Here is a 15606-nt window from a genome sequence, read left to right as displayed (position 1 = left end):
CAGAAGCTCGCCAACACGGCCAACGGGCTGGCCGGGCAGGCCCGTCCGGTCCTCCAGAAGTACGCCAAGGACCGCTGCGCGCCGGGCGGCGGTGAGCGTGGGGCGGCGGTGAGCGTGGGGCGAGGCGGGCGCCCGGGCGCAGGGTGACCGCTGTGTGCAGTCCGGCGTATACCTGCCCGGCGTCCGTGGCGAGGCCGCCCGCCGGGCGCGGTTGCGGGGTGGAGCACCACCGCGAAGCGGCCGCCCGAAAGGTCCGGGCGGCCGCTTCGCGGTGGGGGGTGCCCTATGCGCGCTGCCGTCCCGGCCGCAGGGCCGCCGCTGCGCGCCGGGCGGCGGTCGCGGGACCGCTGGTGGTGCAGCGCAGGACGAGTCCGGTCCAGCGGGCCGAGCAGGCCCAGACGAGGCGGATCGCGGAGCGTGGGGCGAGGCGGGCGCGCAGGCGCAGGGTGCGGGTGGCCGCCGCGTGCAGTCCGGTGCGGACCTGCTGGACGTCCGTGGCGAGGCCGGAGGCCGGGCGCGGTTGCGGGGCGTACAGGGCCTGCTCGACCGCCGCGGCCATGCGGTGGGCGGCGTCGGCGGCGTCCGGCGGCAGTTCCCCGATGCGCACGAGCCGGGCGGCCGCCTTGCGCGGGGTCAGCGAGTCGTCCGGCAGGATGCCGAAGTCCCAGCCGGTGTCCAGCAGCTCCTGCCAGGCGGCGAGAGTCCCCGCCGGACCGTCGCCACCCGCCAGCCGCCGGGACCGTATCCGCAGGCGCCACAGGAGCGGGAGGGCAAGAAGCAGCAGGACGAGCAGGGCGCCGAGGCCAATGGCCAGGGCGGGCCAGGGGGACGACCCGTCGTCCGACGGGCGGTCGCCGGGCCGTGCGGGCATCGCCGCACACGCCGTACCGGAGCCCTGCCGCTGCTCGCCGGGGGCGCAGCTCGGGGCCGTCGACGGGGTGTCCGGCTCGGCGGCGGGCGGTGCCGGTGCCGGCTCGGCGTCACCCGGATCGACGGGGACAGATCCCTGACCGGGAAGGGTGTAGTCCGGGGTGTTGCCGCGGCTCGGGGTCGGCTCGAAGCGGGTCCAGCCGATGCCTTCGAAATACAGCTCGGGCCAGGCGTGCGCGTCCTTGAGGCTGACGGAGGTCGTGCCGTCGGACTGCGGGGTGCCCGGGGTGAAGCCGACCGCGACCCGGGCCGGGATGCGCAGCGTGCGGGCCATCGCCGCCATCGAGAAGGAGAAGTGGACGCAAAAGCCCTCCTTCTGCTCGAGGAAGCGTGCGATGGCCTCGCTGCCGCTGCCCGCGCTGACCTGCGTGTTGTAGGTGAATCCGCCGTTGAGTGCGAAGTAGTCCTGGAGCTTGACGGCCTTGTCGTACGGGGTCCGGGCGCCGCGGGTGACCTTGCGCGCGGTGGTCCGCACCTCCCCGGGCAGCGATTCCGGGACCTTGGTGTACTCACGCACCAGCCGCGGGGGCGGCGGCGGGGCGGCGGCCAGCTGCTTCGCGGTCGGCCGTACCTGCAGGCTCTCGACCTGGTACTGCACGCCGCGGGTGGTCTGCCCGCGGTCGCCGACGAGGGTGCGGCCCCTGGGCTCGAAGCGCCATCGCCCGCTGATGTCCACCTTGGACGCCGGGTAGGGGAGTGGCAGCCAGTTCTGGGCGTACCAGTCGGCTGTCGAGACGGATGTGTTGACGCTGGTGGTGGCCACCTTGCCGGAGAGACCGGGCGCGCCGGGCAGCCGGTCGGGGACATCCGTGACGGTGCGCTCGGACGGCTTCCAGGCCGTGCCGTCGAACTGGTCCAGGGCCACTATCCGCAGATACATGTCGCGGGTGTCGGACGCGGTCGTGCGGTAGTTGAGAACTTCCTTGTCCGCCGGCTGGTTGAGGCTGTTCTGCAGGGAGACCAGCGGGTTCACCGCGGAGATCGTGCCGCCACCGCCCCCGGGGCCGGTGCCGCCGCCCCTCGCGCCGATCAGGCCGCCGCCCAGCGAGGGCAGCGCGGCGGGCACCACCAGCGCGATCCCGAGGGCCAGCGCGCCGATCCGGCGGCCCGTACGGACCGGGGCCGGCACGGCGCCGTCCGCTCCGGAGCCGGACCCGCCCGGCCGGCCCGTGCCCGTACCGCCGAACACCCGGCCCCACTGGGAGAGCCGGTCGCGGCCCTCGGCCAGCAGGAGCAGCAGATAGCCGGCCGCCGCCACCAGGAACCACAGCCAGCCCGCGCCGCCCTGGGACAGCCCGGCCGCCACCGAATACAGCGCGAGCAGCGGCAGCCCGGCAGGCGCGGCGCTGCGGTACGTGACCGCCAGAGCGTCCACCACCAGGCCGATCACCAGCACACCCGACACCAGCAGCAGCCGGATACCGGGCGTGACCGGGGCCGGGATGGCATACCGGCCGACGTCCTTGACGCCGGCGTGCACAAGCTGCCCGAACTCCGCGATCGCGTCCGGGCCCGGCAGCAGGCCGAGAATCGCCTGGTCATGGGCGAAGAACACGGTCAGCAGCAGCACGGCGACCAGCGCCTGCGTGCCGATGGTCAGCGGTCTGGCCAGCGGCACCCGCCGGGTCAGCGCGCCCGCGCCGGTCACCACGCCCAGCAGGATCGCGGCCTGCACCATCCAGACGAACGGATCCACCAGCGGCAGCAGGGCGCAGGCCGCGCACAGGGTCGCCACCGCCGCACACAGCGCCAACCGCGCCCGGCCGCTCATGCTCCGCCTCCGGCCGCCGCGGCGCCGCGCTGCGCGGCCCGGTCCGGGCTCCCGCCGGCGTGGTCGGCGGCGCACCGCCACAGCGCGGCGAGCGCGCTGCCCGGGGCCACCGGCAGGGCCGTCCAGCCCGCCTCGTGCAGCATCCGCACCCGCTCGTCCACCGGCGCCTGGCCCGACGCGAACCTGTTCCCGCCGGGCCCCGGCACCCAGGCGTCACCGTCCAGCACGAACGCGACCGCCGCGCCGCAGCGCTGCCGTATCCGCCCGGCGGCCGCCGCCTGCTCCTCGTCAAGATCGCCGAAGAAGGCGATCAGCAGTCCTTCGTTGCCGCCGCGCAGCGCGTCGTACGCGGCCGAGAGCCCGTCCTCCTCGGAGTGCTCCAGCACCGCGAGGGTGTCCAGCAGGAGCCCCGCGGCGTCGGCGGACCCGGTGCCGCCGGTGCCGTCCGGGCCGGTCACCGAACATCCGGTGTCGGTCAGCAGCCGCACCGAGAACCCCCGCTCCAGCAGATGCAGGCCCACCGATGCGGCGGCCTCGACGGCCCACTCGAAGGCCGAGTCGGGCCCGGCACCCTCGTGAGCCACCGAACGGGTGTCGAGCAGCACCGAGCAGCGCGCTTTCTGCGGCTGTTCCTCCCGCCGCACCATCAGCTCGCCGTAGCGCGCGGTGGAGCGCCAGTGGACCCGGCGCAGGTCGTCGCCGTGGCGGTAGCCGCGCGGGATGACATCGTCGTCACCGGCCAGTGCGAGCGCGCGCTGCCGCCCGTCGCCGTATCCGGGGGTCTCGCCCGGCAGTTGGACCGGCGGCAGCGGTTCGGTGCGCGGCACCACCGTCAGGGTGTCGGAAGCACTGAAGGAACGGGTCAGCTCGCACATCCCGAACGGATCGGACAGGCGCAGCTGCAGCGGTCCCAGCGGATAGCGTCCGCGCAGGTCGGAGCGGACGCGGTAGGACACCTCCCGGCGGCCGCCGGCCTCCACCCGGTCCAGGACGAAGCGCGGCCGCGGCCCGAGGACGTAGGGCACCCGGTCCTGCAGCATCAGCACCCCGGTGGGCAGCCGGGAGATGTTCTCCACCCGCAGCCGCACCCGGGACTCGGCGCCCGCCGACACCCGGGCGGGGGAGAGCGTACGGCTGCCCGCGACGCGGTAGCGGGTGCGGTGCAGGACGAGGACACACACCAGCGGCAGCGCCGCCAGCAGCAGCCCGACCCGCAGCAGATCCGCCTGCCCGAGCAGGAACGAGCACACCGCGGCGGCCACCCCGGCCGCCAGGAACGATCTGCCCCGCGTCGTCAGCCCCCCGAGCGCCGCCCGCAGCCCGCCCCGCTCCGGCGACCCGCCGTGCCCCGCCCCCGAGCTCCCCCCGTCGGACATCACAACCCCCGTGCCCCGGGCGGCTGCTGGCCGCGGCCCGGCCACCACTGCGGCGCGGACGGGTCGGGAACCGGGATGCGGTGCAGTATCTCCAGCACGATCTGCTCGGCCGTACGACGGTTCAACTGGGCCTGCGCGGTGGGCAGCAGCCGGTGCGCAAGCACCGCCACCGCCAGCGACTGCACATCGTCCGGCAGCGCGTACTCCCGCCCCGCCAGCGCCGCCGCGGCCTTCGCGGCCCGCACCAGATGGAGCGTGGCCCGCGGCGAGGCACCCAGGCGCAGGTCGGCGTGGCTGCGGGTGGCCGCCACCAGGTCCACCGCGTATCTGCGGACCGATTCGGCGACATGGACCGTGCGCACCACATCGATCAGCTTCACGATCTCGTGGGCGTGCGCGACCGGCTGGAGGTCGTCCAGCGGAGAGGCGCCGCCGTGCACATCCAGCATCTGCAGCTCGGCCGCCGGGCTCGGATAACCGATCGACACCCGCGCCATGAAGCGGTCCCGCTGCGCCTCGGGGAGCGGGTAGGTGCCCTCCATCTCCACCGGGTTCTGGGTCGCGACCACCATGAAGGGGCTGGGCAGCTCATGGGTCTGCCCGTCCATCGTGACCTGGCGCTCCTCCATGGACTCCAGCAGCGCCGACTGGGTCTTGGGGGAGGCGCGGTTGATCTCGTCGCCGATCACGATCTGTGCGAAGACCGCGCCGGGCTTGAACTCGAAGTCCCGGCGCTGCTGGTCGAAGATGCTGACGCCGGTGATGTCCGAGGGCAGCAGATCCGGGGTGAACTGGATACGCCGTACCGAACAGTCGATGGAGCGGGCCAGCGCCTTGGCGAGCATCGTCTTGCCCACGCCCGGCACATCCTCGATCAGCAGATGCCCCTCGGCCAGCAGCACGGTCAGCGCGAGCCGTACGACCTCCGGCTTGCCCTCGATCACGCCCTCCACCGACCGGTGCACCCGCTCCACCGTGGTGGTCAGTTCCCCAAGGCCCGCTCGTTCGTCGTACGTCGTCACGCGGCCCTCCCCGGCCCTTCCCCAAGCACTGTTCACCCACGCATTCTTGCTGTCCGCGCGGCTTCGCGTCATGGCCTGTGGATAACTCGGGGGCGATATGCCCGGACCGTCCGGGATCAGGGCTGGGGATCGATCTCCCGCAGCAGGCCGGTTGTCACATCGAACACAAACCCGCGGACGTCGTCCGTGTGCGGCAGGAAGGGCGAGGTGCGCACCCGCTGCATGGACTGGCGGACGTCCTCGTCGAGGTCCTTGAACGCCTCGACCGCCCAGGTGGGCCGCTGTCCGACCTCGGCCGCCAGTTCGTGGCGGAAGTCCTCGGTCAGGTTCAGCAGACCGCACCCCGTGTGGTGGATGAGGACGACCGAGCGGGTGCCGAGTGCGCGCTGGCTGATCGTCAGGGAGCGGATGATGTCGTCGGTCACCACACCGCCCGCGTTGCGGATGGTGTGGCAGTCGCCAAGTTCCAGGCCGAGCGCCGCGTGCAGGTCGATCCGGGCGTCCATACAGGAGACGACGGCGACCTTGAGGACGGGCCGGGCGTCCATGCCGGGGTCGGAGAACGCGGTGGCATAGCGCTGGTTCGCCTCGACGAGACGGTCGGTCACGGTGCCACCGGTGCGGACGGCACCGTCGGCGGACGGGGGCAGCGGCTGCGACGCAGGTATGGGCATGTCATTACCGTAATCGTCAACGCCGGATCCGGCCGTGTGTGAGGCCGGGCATACGGGTCGACATCACCCTTTGTGAGGTACCCCACAGCACTCCTCACCCCGCCACCATTCGGGTGAGAGGCCCGTGCGAAAGCCGTCGCAGGACGCGCGGAACCGGTTGATTGACCGGGACAGCCGGTGGACTAAAGTGGCGCGAAGTGGGAGGCGAGACGCTCTCCTTGGATCCCGAATTCCTCGTGTGCAACGCGTCGCACGTACGGCTCGGCCTCCTCCCGCTCCACCGGTCTTCCGACGCCACTTCCCCGTCGCCGGAGGTCCACTTCCCCTTCAGAGCGGGCGGGGACCAAGCGGTACGTACGGCATCCCCCAGCCAACGGCCGGGACCCTACCTGCCGCCCACCCCATCGGAAGAGGCATGAGCAGTAACACTCGGCACGTACCCGTCATGCTCCAGCGCTGCCTGGACATGCTCGCCCCTGCGCTCGCCGAGCCCGGCGCGGTCGTCGTCGACTGCACCCTCGGCCTCGGCGGGCACAGCGAGGCACTGCTTGCCTCCTTCCCCGAGGCCCGGCTCATCGCCCTGGACCGCGACCCGGCGGCCCTCAGGCTCGCGGGGGAGCGGCTGGCCCCGTACGGCGACCGCGCCACCCTGGTGCACGCCGTCTACGACGAGCTCCCCGACGTCCTCGACCGGCTCGGCGTGCCGCGCGTCCAGGGCGTGCTCTTCGACCTCGGCGTCTCCTCGATGCAGCTGGACGAGGCCGGGCGCGGCTTCGCGTACGCCCAGGACGCCCCGCTGGACATGCGGATGGACCAGACGACCGGGATCAGCGCCGCGGAGGTCCTCAACACCTACGCGCCCGGTGAACTGGTGCGGATCCTGCGCGCCTATGGGGAGGAGAAGCAGGCCAAGCGGATCGTCTCGGCGATCGTCCGCGAGCGTGCCAAGGAGCCCTTCACCAACAGTGCGCGGCTGGTCGAGCTGATCCGTGACGCGCTGCCGCAGGCCGCCAAGCGGACCGGCGGCAACCCCGCCAAGCGCACCTTCCAGGCGCTGCGCATCGAGGTCAACGGTGAGCTGGCGAGCGTGGAGCGCGCCGTTCCGGCCGCGGTCAAGGCGCTCGCGGTCGGCGGCCGGATCGCCGTGCTCTCGTACCACTCGCTGGAGGACCGCCTGGTCAAGCAGGTCTTTGCGGCCGGTGCGGCCATCACTGCGCCGCCCGGTCTGCCGGTTGTCCCCGAGCGCTTCCAGCCCCGTCTGAAGCTGCTGACCCGCGGCGCCGAACTCCCCACGGAGGCGGAGATCGCCGAGAACCGCCGCGCGGCCCCCGCCCGGCTGCGCGGCGCCGAGCGCATCCGCGAGCACCTCGAGGACACCCCATGAAGCCCCGGGGGCGGCCGGGCGGGAGAACGGGGCGCCTGGCCGCGCTCTTCCCCGCCGGCACCGGCACCGCCGCGCGCACGCCCTTCGTCCTCCTGATCGTCGTGCTGCTCGGCTCCGGGCTGATCACCCTGCTGCTCCTCAACTCCGCGCTGAACCAAGGGTCGTTCGAGCTCAGCAAGCTGGAGAAGAAGACCGACGACCTGACGGACGAGCAGCAGGCGCTGCAGCAGGAGGTGGACGCCTACTCCGCGCCGGCCGCGCTGGTGAAGCGGGCCCGGAAACTGGGCATGGTGCCCGGCGGCAACCCGGTGTTCCTGATGCCGGACGGTACGGTCCGCGGCAGGCCGGGCGTGGCGACGGGCGGGCAGGGGCAGGCGGCGCTGAGCGCGTCCGCCGGGCCCCGGCCGGCGGGGCCGGCCGCCCCGGTGGCGCCGTCGCTCGCCCTCAAGCCGTCCGTTGCTCCGGCGCCGCCTGCCAAACCGTCGCTCCCGTCCCCGTCCCGTAAGGCTGCCAAGGCGCCGGGCCCGTCGGCCGCGCCGGCCGCCTCCGCCACCCCGCACCGCCCCGCCCCGACGACCCCCGGCAGGTGAACGGCGGCATGACCGAGCCCAGGGACCCCCGCCGCCTACCGCGCCCCGCCCGGCCGGGCCCGTCGGCGGGCCGCCCCGCACGCCCCCCGCGCCCCGCCCGCGGCGGCCCGCAGCGCCCGGCCGCCCGCAGGCCCCCCGCCGCCAAACGGACCGGGCCCGCCCCCGAACGGCCCGCCCCCAAAACCCCCGCCCCCCTCCGCCTCGGCAGCCCGCGCCCCCGGCTGCGCCTGGTCTCGCTGGGCCTGACGCTGGTGCTCCTGGTCTTCGTCGTACGGCTCTTCCAGGTGCAGGCCGTGGACGCCGGGGCGTTCGCCGCCAAGGCGAACGAGAACCGCTATGTCCCGGTCAAGCTCGCCGCCGAGCGCGGTGCGATCACCGACCGGGACGGCGTGGCGCTGGCGAGCACCGTGGACGCGTACGACATCACCGCCGACCCGAGCCTGCTGGCGCCCGACAGGACCGGGATCGACGACGCCCCGCAGCGCGCCGCCGAGCTGCTCGCGCCGGTCCTCCACGAGGACCGCGGCACCCTCGCCGAGAAACTCGCGAAGCAAAAGACCCGCTACGTCCTGCTCTCCCGGCAGCAGACCCCGCAGGTCTGGAAGCGGATCAAGGACCTTCGTAAGACCCTCGACGTCCGGGCGGCCGCCGCGCCCAGGAAGGCACCGCGCCCCAACGTCCTGGTCGGGATCTTCGCCGACAAGCACAGCAAGCGGATCTACCCGAACAGGGACCTGGCCTCCGGCGTCCTCGGCTTCGTCAACGGCGAGGGCAAGGGCCGCGGCGGCATAGAGGCCCAGCTGGACACGGCGCTCACGGGCAAGGAGGGCAAGCTCGTCTACGCCCAGTCCGGTGGCCGCCGGGTGCCCACCGGCGACACCCAGGAACACCCCGCCGTCCCCGGCAGCGACGTCCGGCTCACCCTCAACCGGGACATCCAGTGGGCCGCCCAGCAGGCCATCGGCAAGCAGGTCGCCAAGTCCCGGGCCGACCGCGGCTATGTCGTCGTCCAGGACACCCGCACCGGCGAGATCCTGGCGCTGGCCAACTCGCCCGGCTTCGACCCCAACGACGTCTCCCGGGCCGCCCCGGAGTCGCTGGGCAATGCCGCGCTCACCGACGCGTACGAGCCGGGGTCCACCAGCAAGCTGATGTCGATGGCCGCCATCCTGGAGGAGGGCGCCGCCACTCCGTCCACCAGGGTCACCGTGCCCAACCGGCTGCACCGCGGCGACCGGCTGTTCGCGGACGACGTCGACCACCGCACCTGGTATCTGACCCTCAACGGCGTGCTCGCCAAGTCCAGCAACATCGGCACGATCCTGGCGGCCGGCCAGCTGGGCAGGACGCAGCCCCAGGCCAATCAGGTGCTCTACTCCTACCTGCGCAAATTCGGCATCGGGAAGCCGACCGGACTTGCCTTCCCGGGGGAGACCGCCGGCATCCTGGCCGAGCCGCAGGACTGGAACACCTCGCAGCAGTACACGATCCCGTTCGGCCAGGGACTGTCCCTCAACGCCGTCCAGGCCGCCTCCGTCTACTCCACGATCGCCAACGGCGGCGAGCGCATCGCCCCCTCCCTGGTCCGCGGCACCACCGGGCCCGACGGCCGCTACAAGCCCGCCCCCAGGCCCGAGCGCACCCGCGTGGTCGGCAAGAAGACCGCCGCCACGCTGGCCGCCATGCTCGAATCGGTGGTCGACGACAAGGAGGGCACCGGCCCCAAGGCGAAGATCGACGGATACCGGGTCGGCGGCAAGACCGGCACGTCCAACCGGGTGGACCCCAAAACCGGCCGCTACCACGGGTACACCGCCTCCTTCGCCGGCTTCGCGCCCGCCGACAAGCCCCGCATCACGGTCTACTGCGCCATCCAGAACCCCACCACGGGCAGCTACTTCGGCGGCCAGATCTGCGGCCCGATCTACCAGCAGGTCATGGCGTTCGCGCTGAAAACCCTCCAGGTTCCGCCGACCGGCACCAAGCCCCCGCACCTGCCGGTCACCTTCAAGCCAGGCGAATGAAATCGAGGCAATACCGCCGTGACGACCATCACTGCCAACGGCACCCCTGACCCCGCGGACGGCTCCTGCGCGCGGCCCTCACTTCGCCCCGGAGCCGCTCAGCCCGGTACGCTCACCGCCGTGTCACAAGCTGATCAGTCCCCGAAACCCCCGCACGCGGAGGAGGGCGGCCCCGGCAGATATCCGGGTGCGCCCCGCCCCGAGCAGGTCCGCCCCACCCCTCTGGCGGAACTCGCCGAACAGCTGGCCATCCCAGCTCCGGCCGGTGCCTCCGATGTCCAGGTCACCGGCATCACCCATGACTCCCGGGCGGTCCGCCCCGGTGATGTCTATGCCGCGCTGCCCGGTGCCCGCCTGCACGGCGCCGACTTCGTCGCGCAGGCCGCCGACCTCGGCGCCGCCGCGATCCTGACCGACCCGGCGGGCGCCGCCCGTGCCCTGGAGACCGGCCTGCCGGTCCTGGCCGTCGAGAACCCGCGCTCCCGGATGGGTGCCCTGGCCGTCTCGATCTACGGCACGCCGGGCGAGGATCTCCTCCAGATCGGCATCACCGGCACGTCGGGGAAGACCACCACCGCGTACCTCATCGAGGGCGGGCTGCGGGCCGCGGCCGCGAAGAAGGCCGACGGAGGGCTCACGGGCCTGATCGGCACCGTCGAGACCCGGATCGGCGACGAGCGCCTCAAGTCCGAGCGCACCACCCCCGAGGCCACCGACCTGCAGGCGCTGTTCGCGGTGATGCGCGAGCGCGGCGTCAAGGCGGTCGCCATGGAGGTCTCCAGCCACGCGCTGGTCCTGGGACGGGTCGACGGCTGCGTCTTCGACGTCGCGATCTTCAACAACCTCAGCCCGGAGCACATGGAGTTCCACTCCGGCATGGAGGACTACTTCCAGGCCAAGGCCCGGCTGTTCACCAAGGCCCGCAGCCGCGCCGGCGTCGTCAACCTCGACGACGAGTACGGCAAGCGGCTGGCCGACGGCGAGTCCGAGGTCCCGGTGATCACCTTCTCGGCGGAGGGCCACCCGGACGCGGACTGGCGCGCCTCCGACGTCGAGGTCGGCACCCTCGGCTCGACGTTCACCGTGCACGGCCCCCAGGGCCGGACGCTGCGCGCCGCCTCCCCGATCCCCGGCCCGTTCAACGTCGCCAACGCGCTCGCCGCGATCACCTCGCTCATCGCCGCCGGGATCGACCCGCAGACCGCCGCCGACGGCGTCGCCGCGGTCCCCGGCGTCCCCGGCCGCCTCGAGCGCGTCGACGCCGGCCAGCCCTACCTGGCGGTCGTCGACTACGCCCACAAGACGGACGCCGTCGAATCGGTTCTGCGCGCGCTGCGCAAGGTCACCGACGGCAAGCTGCACGCCGTCCTCGGCTGCGGCGGCGACCGCGACCCGCTCAAGCGCGTACCGATGGGCTCCGCGGTCGCCCGCCTCGCCGACACGGCCATCCTGACCTCCGACAACCCCCGCACCGAGGACCCGCTCGCGATCCTCGCCACCATGCTCCAGGGCGCCGCCGAGGTGCCGATCCACGAGCGCGGCACGGTGCTGGTCGAAGAGGAGCGGGCCGCCGCCATCGCCGCCGCGGTCGCCCGCGCCGAGCCCGGCGACACCGTCATCGTCGCGGGCAAGGGCCATGAGCAGGGCCAGGACATCGCCGGAGTGGTACGCCCCTTCGACGACCGTCACGTGCTCCGCGAGGCCATCGAGGAATCGCTGAAGACACAGCAGTCACAGCAGCCGAACCACCAGGGATGACACACCGCCATGCGCGCACAACCCTTCTACTGGCACCCTCTGCCTCCGGCCGGGGGTGACCTGTGATCTCCCTGTCTCTCGCCGAGATCGCGAGCATCGTCGGCGGACAGATGCACGACATACCGGACGCCGGCCGTACGGTCACCGGTCCCGTCGTCATGGATTCCCGCCAGGTACGTCCCGGCGGGCTGTTCGTCGCGTTCGCCGGTGAACGCGTCGACGGCCACGACTTCGCCGCCGGCGCCTTCGAGGCGGGCGCGGTGGCCGTACTGGCCGCCCGGCCCGTCGGCGTCCCGGCGATCGTCGTCGACGACGTGGTCGCCGCCCTCGGCGCGCTGGCCCGCGCCGTCGTCGAGCGGCTCGGTACCAAGGTCGTCGCCCTCACCGGATCGGCCGGCAAGACCAGCACCAAGGACCTGATCGCCCAGCTGCTCCAGCGGCACGGGCCGACAGTTTGGCCGGAAGGCAACCTCAACAACGAGATCGGGCTGCCGCTGACCGCGCTGCGCGCCGACGCCGAAACCCGCCATCTCGTCCTGGAGATGGGCGCCCGCGGCGTCGGCCACATCCGCTACCTCACCGAGCTGACCCCGCCCGAGATCGGCGTGGTGCTCAACGTCGGCACTGCCCACATCGGCGAGTTCGGCGGCCGCGAGCAGATCGCCGTCGCCAAGGGGGAGCTCGTCGAGGCGCTCCCGGCGCACGGCATCGCGGTGCTCAACGCCGACGACCCGTACGTCAGTGCCATGGCGTCCCGTACGAAGGCCCGCACGGTGCTGTTCGGCGAGGCCGAAAATGCCGACATCCGTGCCGAGAATGTCCGGCTCACCGATCTCGGTCAGCCTGCTTTCACGCTTCGCACACCCTCCGGGTGCAGTGATGTGACCATGCGGCTGTACGGTGAGCACCACGTGTCGAACGCGCTCGCCGCGGCCGCCGTCGCCCATGAGTTGGGCATGCCCGTGGACGAGATCGCCACCGCGCTCTCCGAAGCCGGCACGCTCTCCCGTTGGCGGATGGAGGTCACCGAGCGCGCGGATGGCGTGACGGTCGTCAACGACGCCTACAACGCGAACCCCGAGTCCATGCGAGCGGCGCTGCGAGCGCTGGTCGCAATGGGCGCAGCCGCCAAGGCGAAGGGCGGTCGTACGTGGGCGGTGCTCGGTGAGATGGCCGAGCTCGGCGAGGACTCGCTCGCCGAACACGACGCGGTCGGACGCCTGGTCGTCCGGCTCAACGTCAGCAAGCTCGTGGCGGTCGGCGGCAGGGAAGCGGCCTGGCTCGACATGGGCGCCAAGAACGAGGGTTCGTGGGGTGAGGAGTCGGTGCACGTGTCCGACGCGCGGGCGGCGGTCGACCTGTTGCGCAGCGAGCTGCGACCGGGAGACGTCGTGCTGGTGAAGGCGTCCAGGTCGGTGGGACTGGAGCGGGTCGCCGCAGCATTGCTGGACGGCGAGAGCGTCATCGGCGCTGAGGGCGGAGCCGCGTCCCGATGAACTCGATGAAGCAGATCCTCTTCTCCGGAATGATCGGACTCTTCCTGACCCTGATCGGCACCCCGGTGCTGATCAAGCTGCTGGCCAAGAAGGGGTACGGGCAGTTCATCCGCGATGACGGCCCGCGCGACCACCACAGCAAGCGCGGTACGCCCACGATGGGCGGTATCGCCTTCATCCTGGCCACGATCATCGCGTACGCGCTGACCAAGGTCATCACGAGCAGCGACCCCACCTTCTCCGGTGTGCTGGTGCTGTTCCTGATGGCGGGCATGGGCCTGGTCGGCTTCCTCGACGACTACATCAAGATCGTCAAGCAGCGGTCGCTGGGCCTGCGGGCCAAGGCGAAGATGGCCGGCCAGCTGATCGTCGGTATCGCCTTCGCGGTGCTCTCGCTGCAGTTTGCGGACCTGCGCGGACAGACCCCGGCCTCGGACCGGCTGTCCTTCACCCAGGACTTCGGCTGGCAGGTCGGCCCGGTGATCTTTGTGATCTGGGCGCTGTTCATGATCCTGGCGATGTCCAACGGCGTGAACCTCACCGACGGCCTCGACGGCCTGGCCACCGGCGCCTCGGTGATGGTCTTCGGCGCGTACACCTTCATCGGCATCTGGCAGCACCAGGAGTCCTGCGCCAACCAGATCACCGCGGGACCGGGCTGTTACGAGGTCCGCGACCCGCTCGACCTGGCGGTGGTCGCCTCCGCGCTGATGGGCGCCTGCTTCGGCTTCCTGTGGTGGAACACCTCGCCCGCCAAGATCTTCATGGGCGACACCGGCTCGCTGGCCCTGGGCGGCGCCCTGGCCGGCCTGGCGATCTGCTCCCGTACGGAACTGCTGCTCGCCCTCCTCGGCGGCCTCTTCGTCCTGATCACCATGTCCGTGGTCATCCAGGTCGGCTCCTTCAAGCTGACGCGCAAGCGGGTCTTCCGGATGGCGCCACTTCAGCATCACTTCGAGCTGAAGGGGTGGTCCGAAGTCCTTGTCGTGGTCAGGTTCTGGATCATCCAGGGCATGTGCGTCATTGTCGGACTCGGCATCTTCTACGGCGGCTGGCAGGCAGCGAAGTGACCATGCAGGACCCGACCCCCGATTCCGAGGGGTTCGCCGGTATGCACATCACCGTGGCCGGCCTCGGCGTGAGCGGCGTTCCCGCCGCCCGCGCCCTGGCCGGCCTCGGCGCCCACGTCACCGTCGTCAACAGCAGCGACGGCGAGCGGGAGCGCACCCAGGCGGCCGAGTTGGAGCCGCTGGGGATCACCGTCCGCCTCGGCGACGGCGACACCCTCCCCGAGGGCACGGAACTGGTCGTCACCACCCCGGGGTGGAAGCCGAGCAGCCCGCTCTTCCTCGCGGCCGAGAAGGCCGGCATCGAGGTCTGGGGCGATGTCGAGCTCGCCTGGCGCCTGCGGGGCCCCGATTCCGCGCCCTGGCTGGCGGTCACCGGCACCAACGGCAAGACCACCACCGTGCGGATGCTGGCCTCCATCCTGGAGGCAGAGGGCCTGCGCACCGCCGCCGTCGGCAACATCGGCGTCCCGCTCGTCGATGTCGTGCTCGGCGAAGGGCAGGAGGACGGCGCCTCGTACGACGTCCTCGCCGTCGAGCTCTCCAGCTACCAGCTGCACTGGGCGCCCTCCGTACGCGCCCACTCCGCGGCCGTCCTCAACCTCGCCCCGGACCACCTCGACTGGCACGGCTCGATGGCGGCGTATGCGGCCGACAAGGGCCGGATCTACGAGGGCAACACCGTCGCCTGCGTCTACAACCTCGCGGACCCGGCGACCGAGGAGCTGGTGCGGGCGGCCGATGTCGAGGAGGGCTGCCGGGCCATCGGTTTCACCCTCGGCACCCCCGGGCCCTCCCAGGTGGGGGTGGTCGAGGGCATCCTCGTCGACCGCGCCTTCGTCGCGAACCCACAGACGGCCCAGGAGCTCGCGGAGATCTCGGACCTGGCGTCCCCCGCGCCGCACAACATCGCCAACGCCCTCGCCGCGGCGGCCCTGGCCCGCGCCTTCGGGGTGCGGCCGGCCTCCGTACGCGACGGACTGCGGGCCTTCCACCCGGAGCCGCACCGCATCCAGCACATCGCGGACATCGGCGGCATCACCTACATCGACGACTCCAAGGCCACCAACACCCACGCCGCCGAGGCGTCGCTGGCGGCGTACGAGCGCATCGTGTGGATCGCCGGCGGGCTCGCCAAGGGCGCGACCTTCGACGAGCTGGTGCAGAAGTCCGCCAAGCGGCTGCGCGGGGTGGTCCTGATCGGCGCCGACCGGGCGCTGATTCGCGAGGCCCTGGCGCGACACGCTCCGGATGTCCCGGTCGTCGACCTCGAGCGGACCGACACTGGGGCGATGTCCGAGGCCGTACGGGAAGCCGCCCGGCTGGGCAGGCCCGGCGACACCGTTCTGCTGGCCCCGGCCTGCGCCTCGATGGACATGTTCGTCAATTACACCAAGCGGGGCGCCGCCTTCGCCGACGCAGTTCGTGAGCTGACCGCCGCGTCATGGCGGCCCGTACCCTAAACCGACTCAGGTGGTCAGGTAGAGAATACCGAGGCGTTCGGGTGAACTATG

Annotated in this window: 11 protein-coding genes; 7 read left to right on the top strand and 4 right to left on the bottom strand. The window is 72.4% G+C overall.

The genetic code is table 11. The features are described 5' to 3' along the window. Positions 1–283: 283 nt before the first annotated feature. The 4 genes from AB0D04_RS39360 to AB0D04_RS39345 all read right to left on the bottom strand — a co-directional run bounded on the left by AB0D04_RS39360 (position 284) and on the right by AB0D04_RS39345 (position 5773). Positions 284–2701 carry a DUF3488 and transglutaminase-like domain-containing protein gene (locus AB0D04_RS39360; protein WP_362712209.1) on the bottom strand — a complete coding sequence of 806 codons (2418 nt, stop codon included), beginning with the start codon at positions 2699–2701 and terminating at the stop codon, positions 284–286. Next, positions 2698–4077 (bottom strand): DUF58 domain-containing protein, encoded by a 1380-nt coding sequence (locus AB0D04_RS39355; protein WP_362712208.1) that lies wholly within the window; start codon positions 4075–4077, stop codon positions 2698–2700. Before AB0D04_RS39355 ends, AB0D04_RS39360 begins: the two co-directional genes overlap by 4 nt. Then, on the bottom strand, positions 4077–5099 hold the full coding sequence (locus AB0D04_RS39350; RefSeq protein WP_362712207.1) for a MoxR family ATPase: 1023 nt from the start codon (positions 5097–5099) through the stop codon (positions 4077–4079). The genes AB0D04_RS39355 and AB0D04_RS39350 overlap by 1 nt, the downstream gene beginning before the upstream one ends. A gap of 116 nt (positions 5100–5215) precedes the next feature. Continuing rightward, positions 5216–5773, bottom strand: coding sequence for a carbonic anhydrase (locus tag AB0D04_RS39345; RefSeq protein ID WP_362712206.1), 558 nt, complete (start codon positions 5771–5773; stop codon positions 5216–5218). A 415-nt stretch (positions 5774–6188) separates the two neighbouring features. Here AB0D04_RS39345 and rsmH point away from each other — a divergent pair, with 415 nt between their 5' ends. From rsmH to murD, 7 genes are all read left to right on the top strand, one after another. Continuing rightward, complete coding sequence (gene rsmH, locus AB0D04_RS39340) at positions 6189–7157, top strand: 16S rRNA (cytosine(1402)-N(4))-methyltransferase RsmH (RefSeq protein ID WP_362712205.1); 969 nt, start codon at positions 6189–6191, stop codon at positions 7155–7157. Continuing rightward, entirely contained in the window at positions 7154–7747 is a 594-nt protein-coding gene (locus AB0D04_RS39335) for a septum formation initiator family protein (protein WP_362712204.1), read from the top strand. Before rsmH ends, AB0D04_RS39335 begins: the two co-directional genes overlap by 4 nt. 8 nt (positions 7748–7755) lie before the next feature. Further along, on the top strand, positions 7756–9771 hold the full coding sequence (locus AB0D04_RS39330; protein ID WP_362712203.1) for a penicillin-binding protein 2: 2016 nt from the start codon (positions 7756–7758) through the stop codon (positions 9769–9771). Positions 9772–9789: 18 nt separating this feature from the next. Continuing rightward, positions 9790–11529: a UDP-N-acetylmuramoyl-L-alanyl-D-glutamate--2,6-diaminopimelate ligase gene (locus AB0D04_RS39325; protein ID WP_362712202.1), complete on the top strand. Its 1740-nt coding sequence runs from the start codon at positions 9790–9792 to the stop codon at positions 11527–11529. 62 nt (positions 11530–11591) lie between these two features. Then, entirely contained in the window at positions 11592–13025 is a 1434-nt protein-coding gene (gene murF, locus AB0D04_RS39320; protein ID WP_362712201.1) for a UDP-N-acetylmuramoyl-tripeptide--D-alanyl-D-alanine ligase, read from the top strand. A 5-nt stretch (positions 13026–13030) separates the two neighbouring features. Continuing rightward, positions 13031–14095 carry a phospho-N-acetylmuramoyl-pentapeptide-transferase gene (mraY, locus tag AB0D04_RS39315; protein ID WP_362712210.1) on the top strand — a complete coding sequence of 355 codons (1065 nt, stop codon included), beginning with the start codon at positions 13031–13033 and terminating at the stop codon, positions 14093–14095. Between the two features lie 2 nt (positions 14096–14097). Beyond that, entirely contained in the window at positions 14098–15555 is a 1458-nt protein-coding gene (gene murD, locus AB0D04_RS39310) for a UDP-N-acetylmuramoyl-L-alanine--D-glutamate ligase (protein ID WP_362712200.1), read from the top strand. Positions 15556–15606 lie beyond the last annotated feature (51 nt).

Source organism: Streptomyces sp. NPDC048483 (assembly GCF_040651455.1).
Lineage (GTDB): Bacteria > Actinomycetota > Actinomycetes > Streptomycetales > Streptomycetaceae > Streptomyces.
The sequence above is the reverse complement of the archived record's forward strand: the minus strand, read 5'-3'. Positions and strand labels throughout refer to the sequence as shown.

Bases quoted from the DNA above. Each gene is read 5' to 3' on its own strand.
- AB0D04_RS39360 (WP_362712209.1), bottom strand. From the start codon at position 2,701: ATGAGCGGCCGGGCGCGGTTGGCGCTGTGTGCGGCGGTGGCGACCCTG.
- AB0D04_RS39355 (WP_362712208.1), bottom strand. From the start codon at position 4,077: ATGTCCGACGGGGGGAGCTCGGGGGCGGGGCACGGCGGGTCGCCGGAG.
- AB0D04_RS39345 (WP_362712206.1), bottom strand. From the start codon at position 5,773: ATGCCCATACCTGCGTCGCAGCCGCTGCCCCCGTCCGCCGACGGTGCC.
- rsmH (WP_362712205.1), top strand. From the start codon at position 6,189: ATGAGCAGTAACACTCGGCACGTACCCGTCATGCTCCAGCGCTGCCTG.
- AB0D04_RS39335 (WP_362712204.1), top strand. From the start codon at position 7,154: ATGAAGCCCCGGGGGCGGCCGGGCGGGAGAACGGGGCGCCTGGCCGCG.
- AB0D04_RS39330 (WP_362712203.1), top strand. From the start codon at position 7,756: ATGACCGAGCCCAGGGACCCCCGCCGCCTACCGCGCCCCGCCCGGCCG.
- mraY (WP_362712210.1), top strand. From the start codon at position 13,031: ATGAAGCAGATCCTCTTCTCCGGAATGATCGGACTCTTCCTGACCCTG.
- murD (WP_362712200.1), top strand. From the start codon at position 14,098: ATGCAGGACCCGACCCCCGATTCCGAGGGGTTCGCCGGTATGCACATC.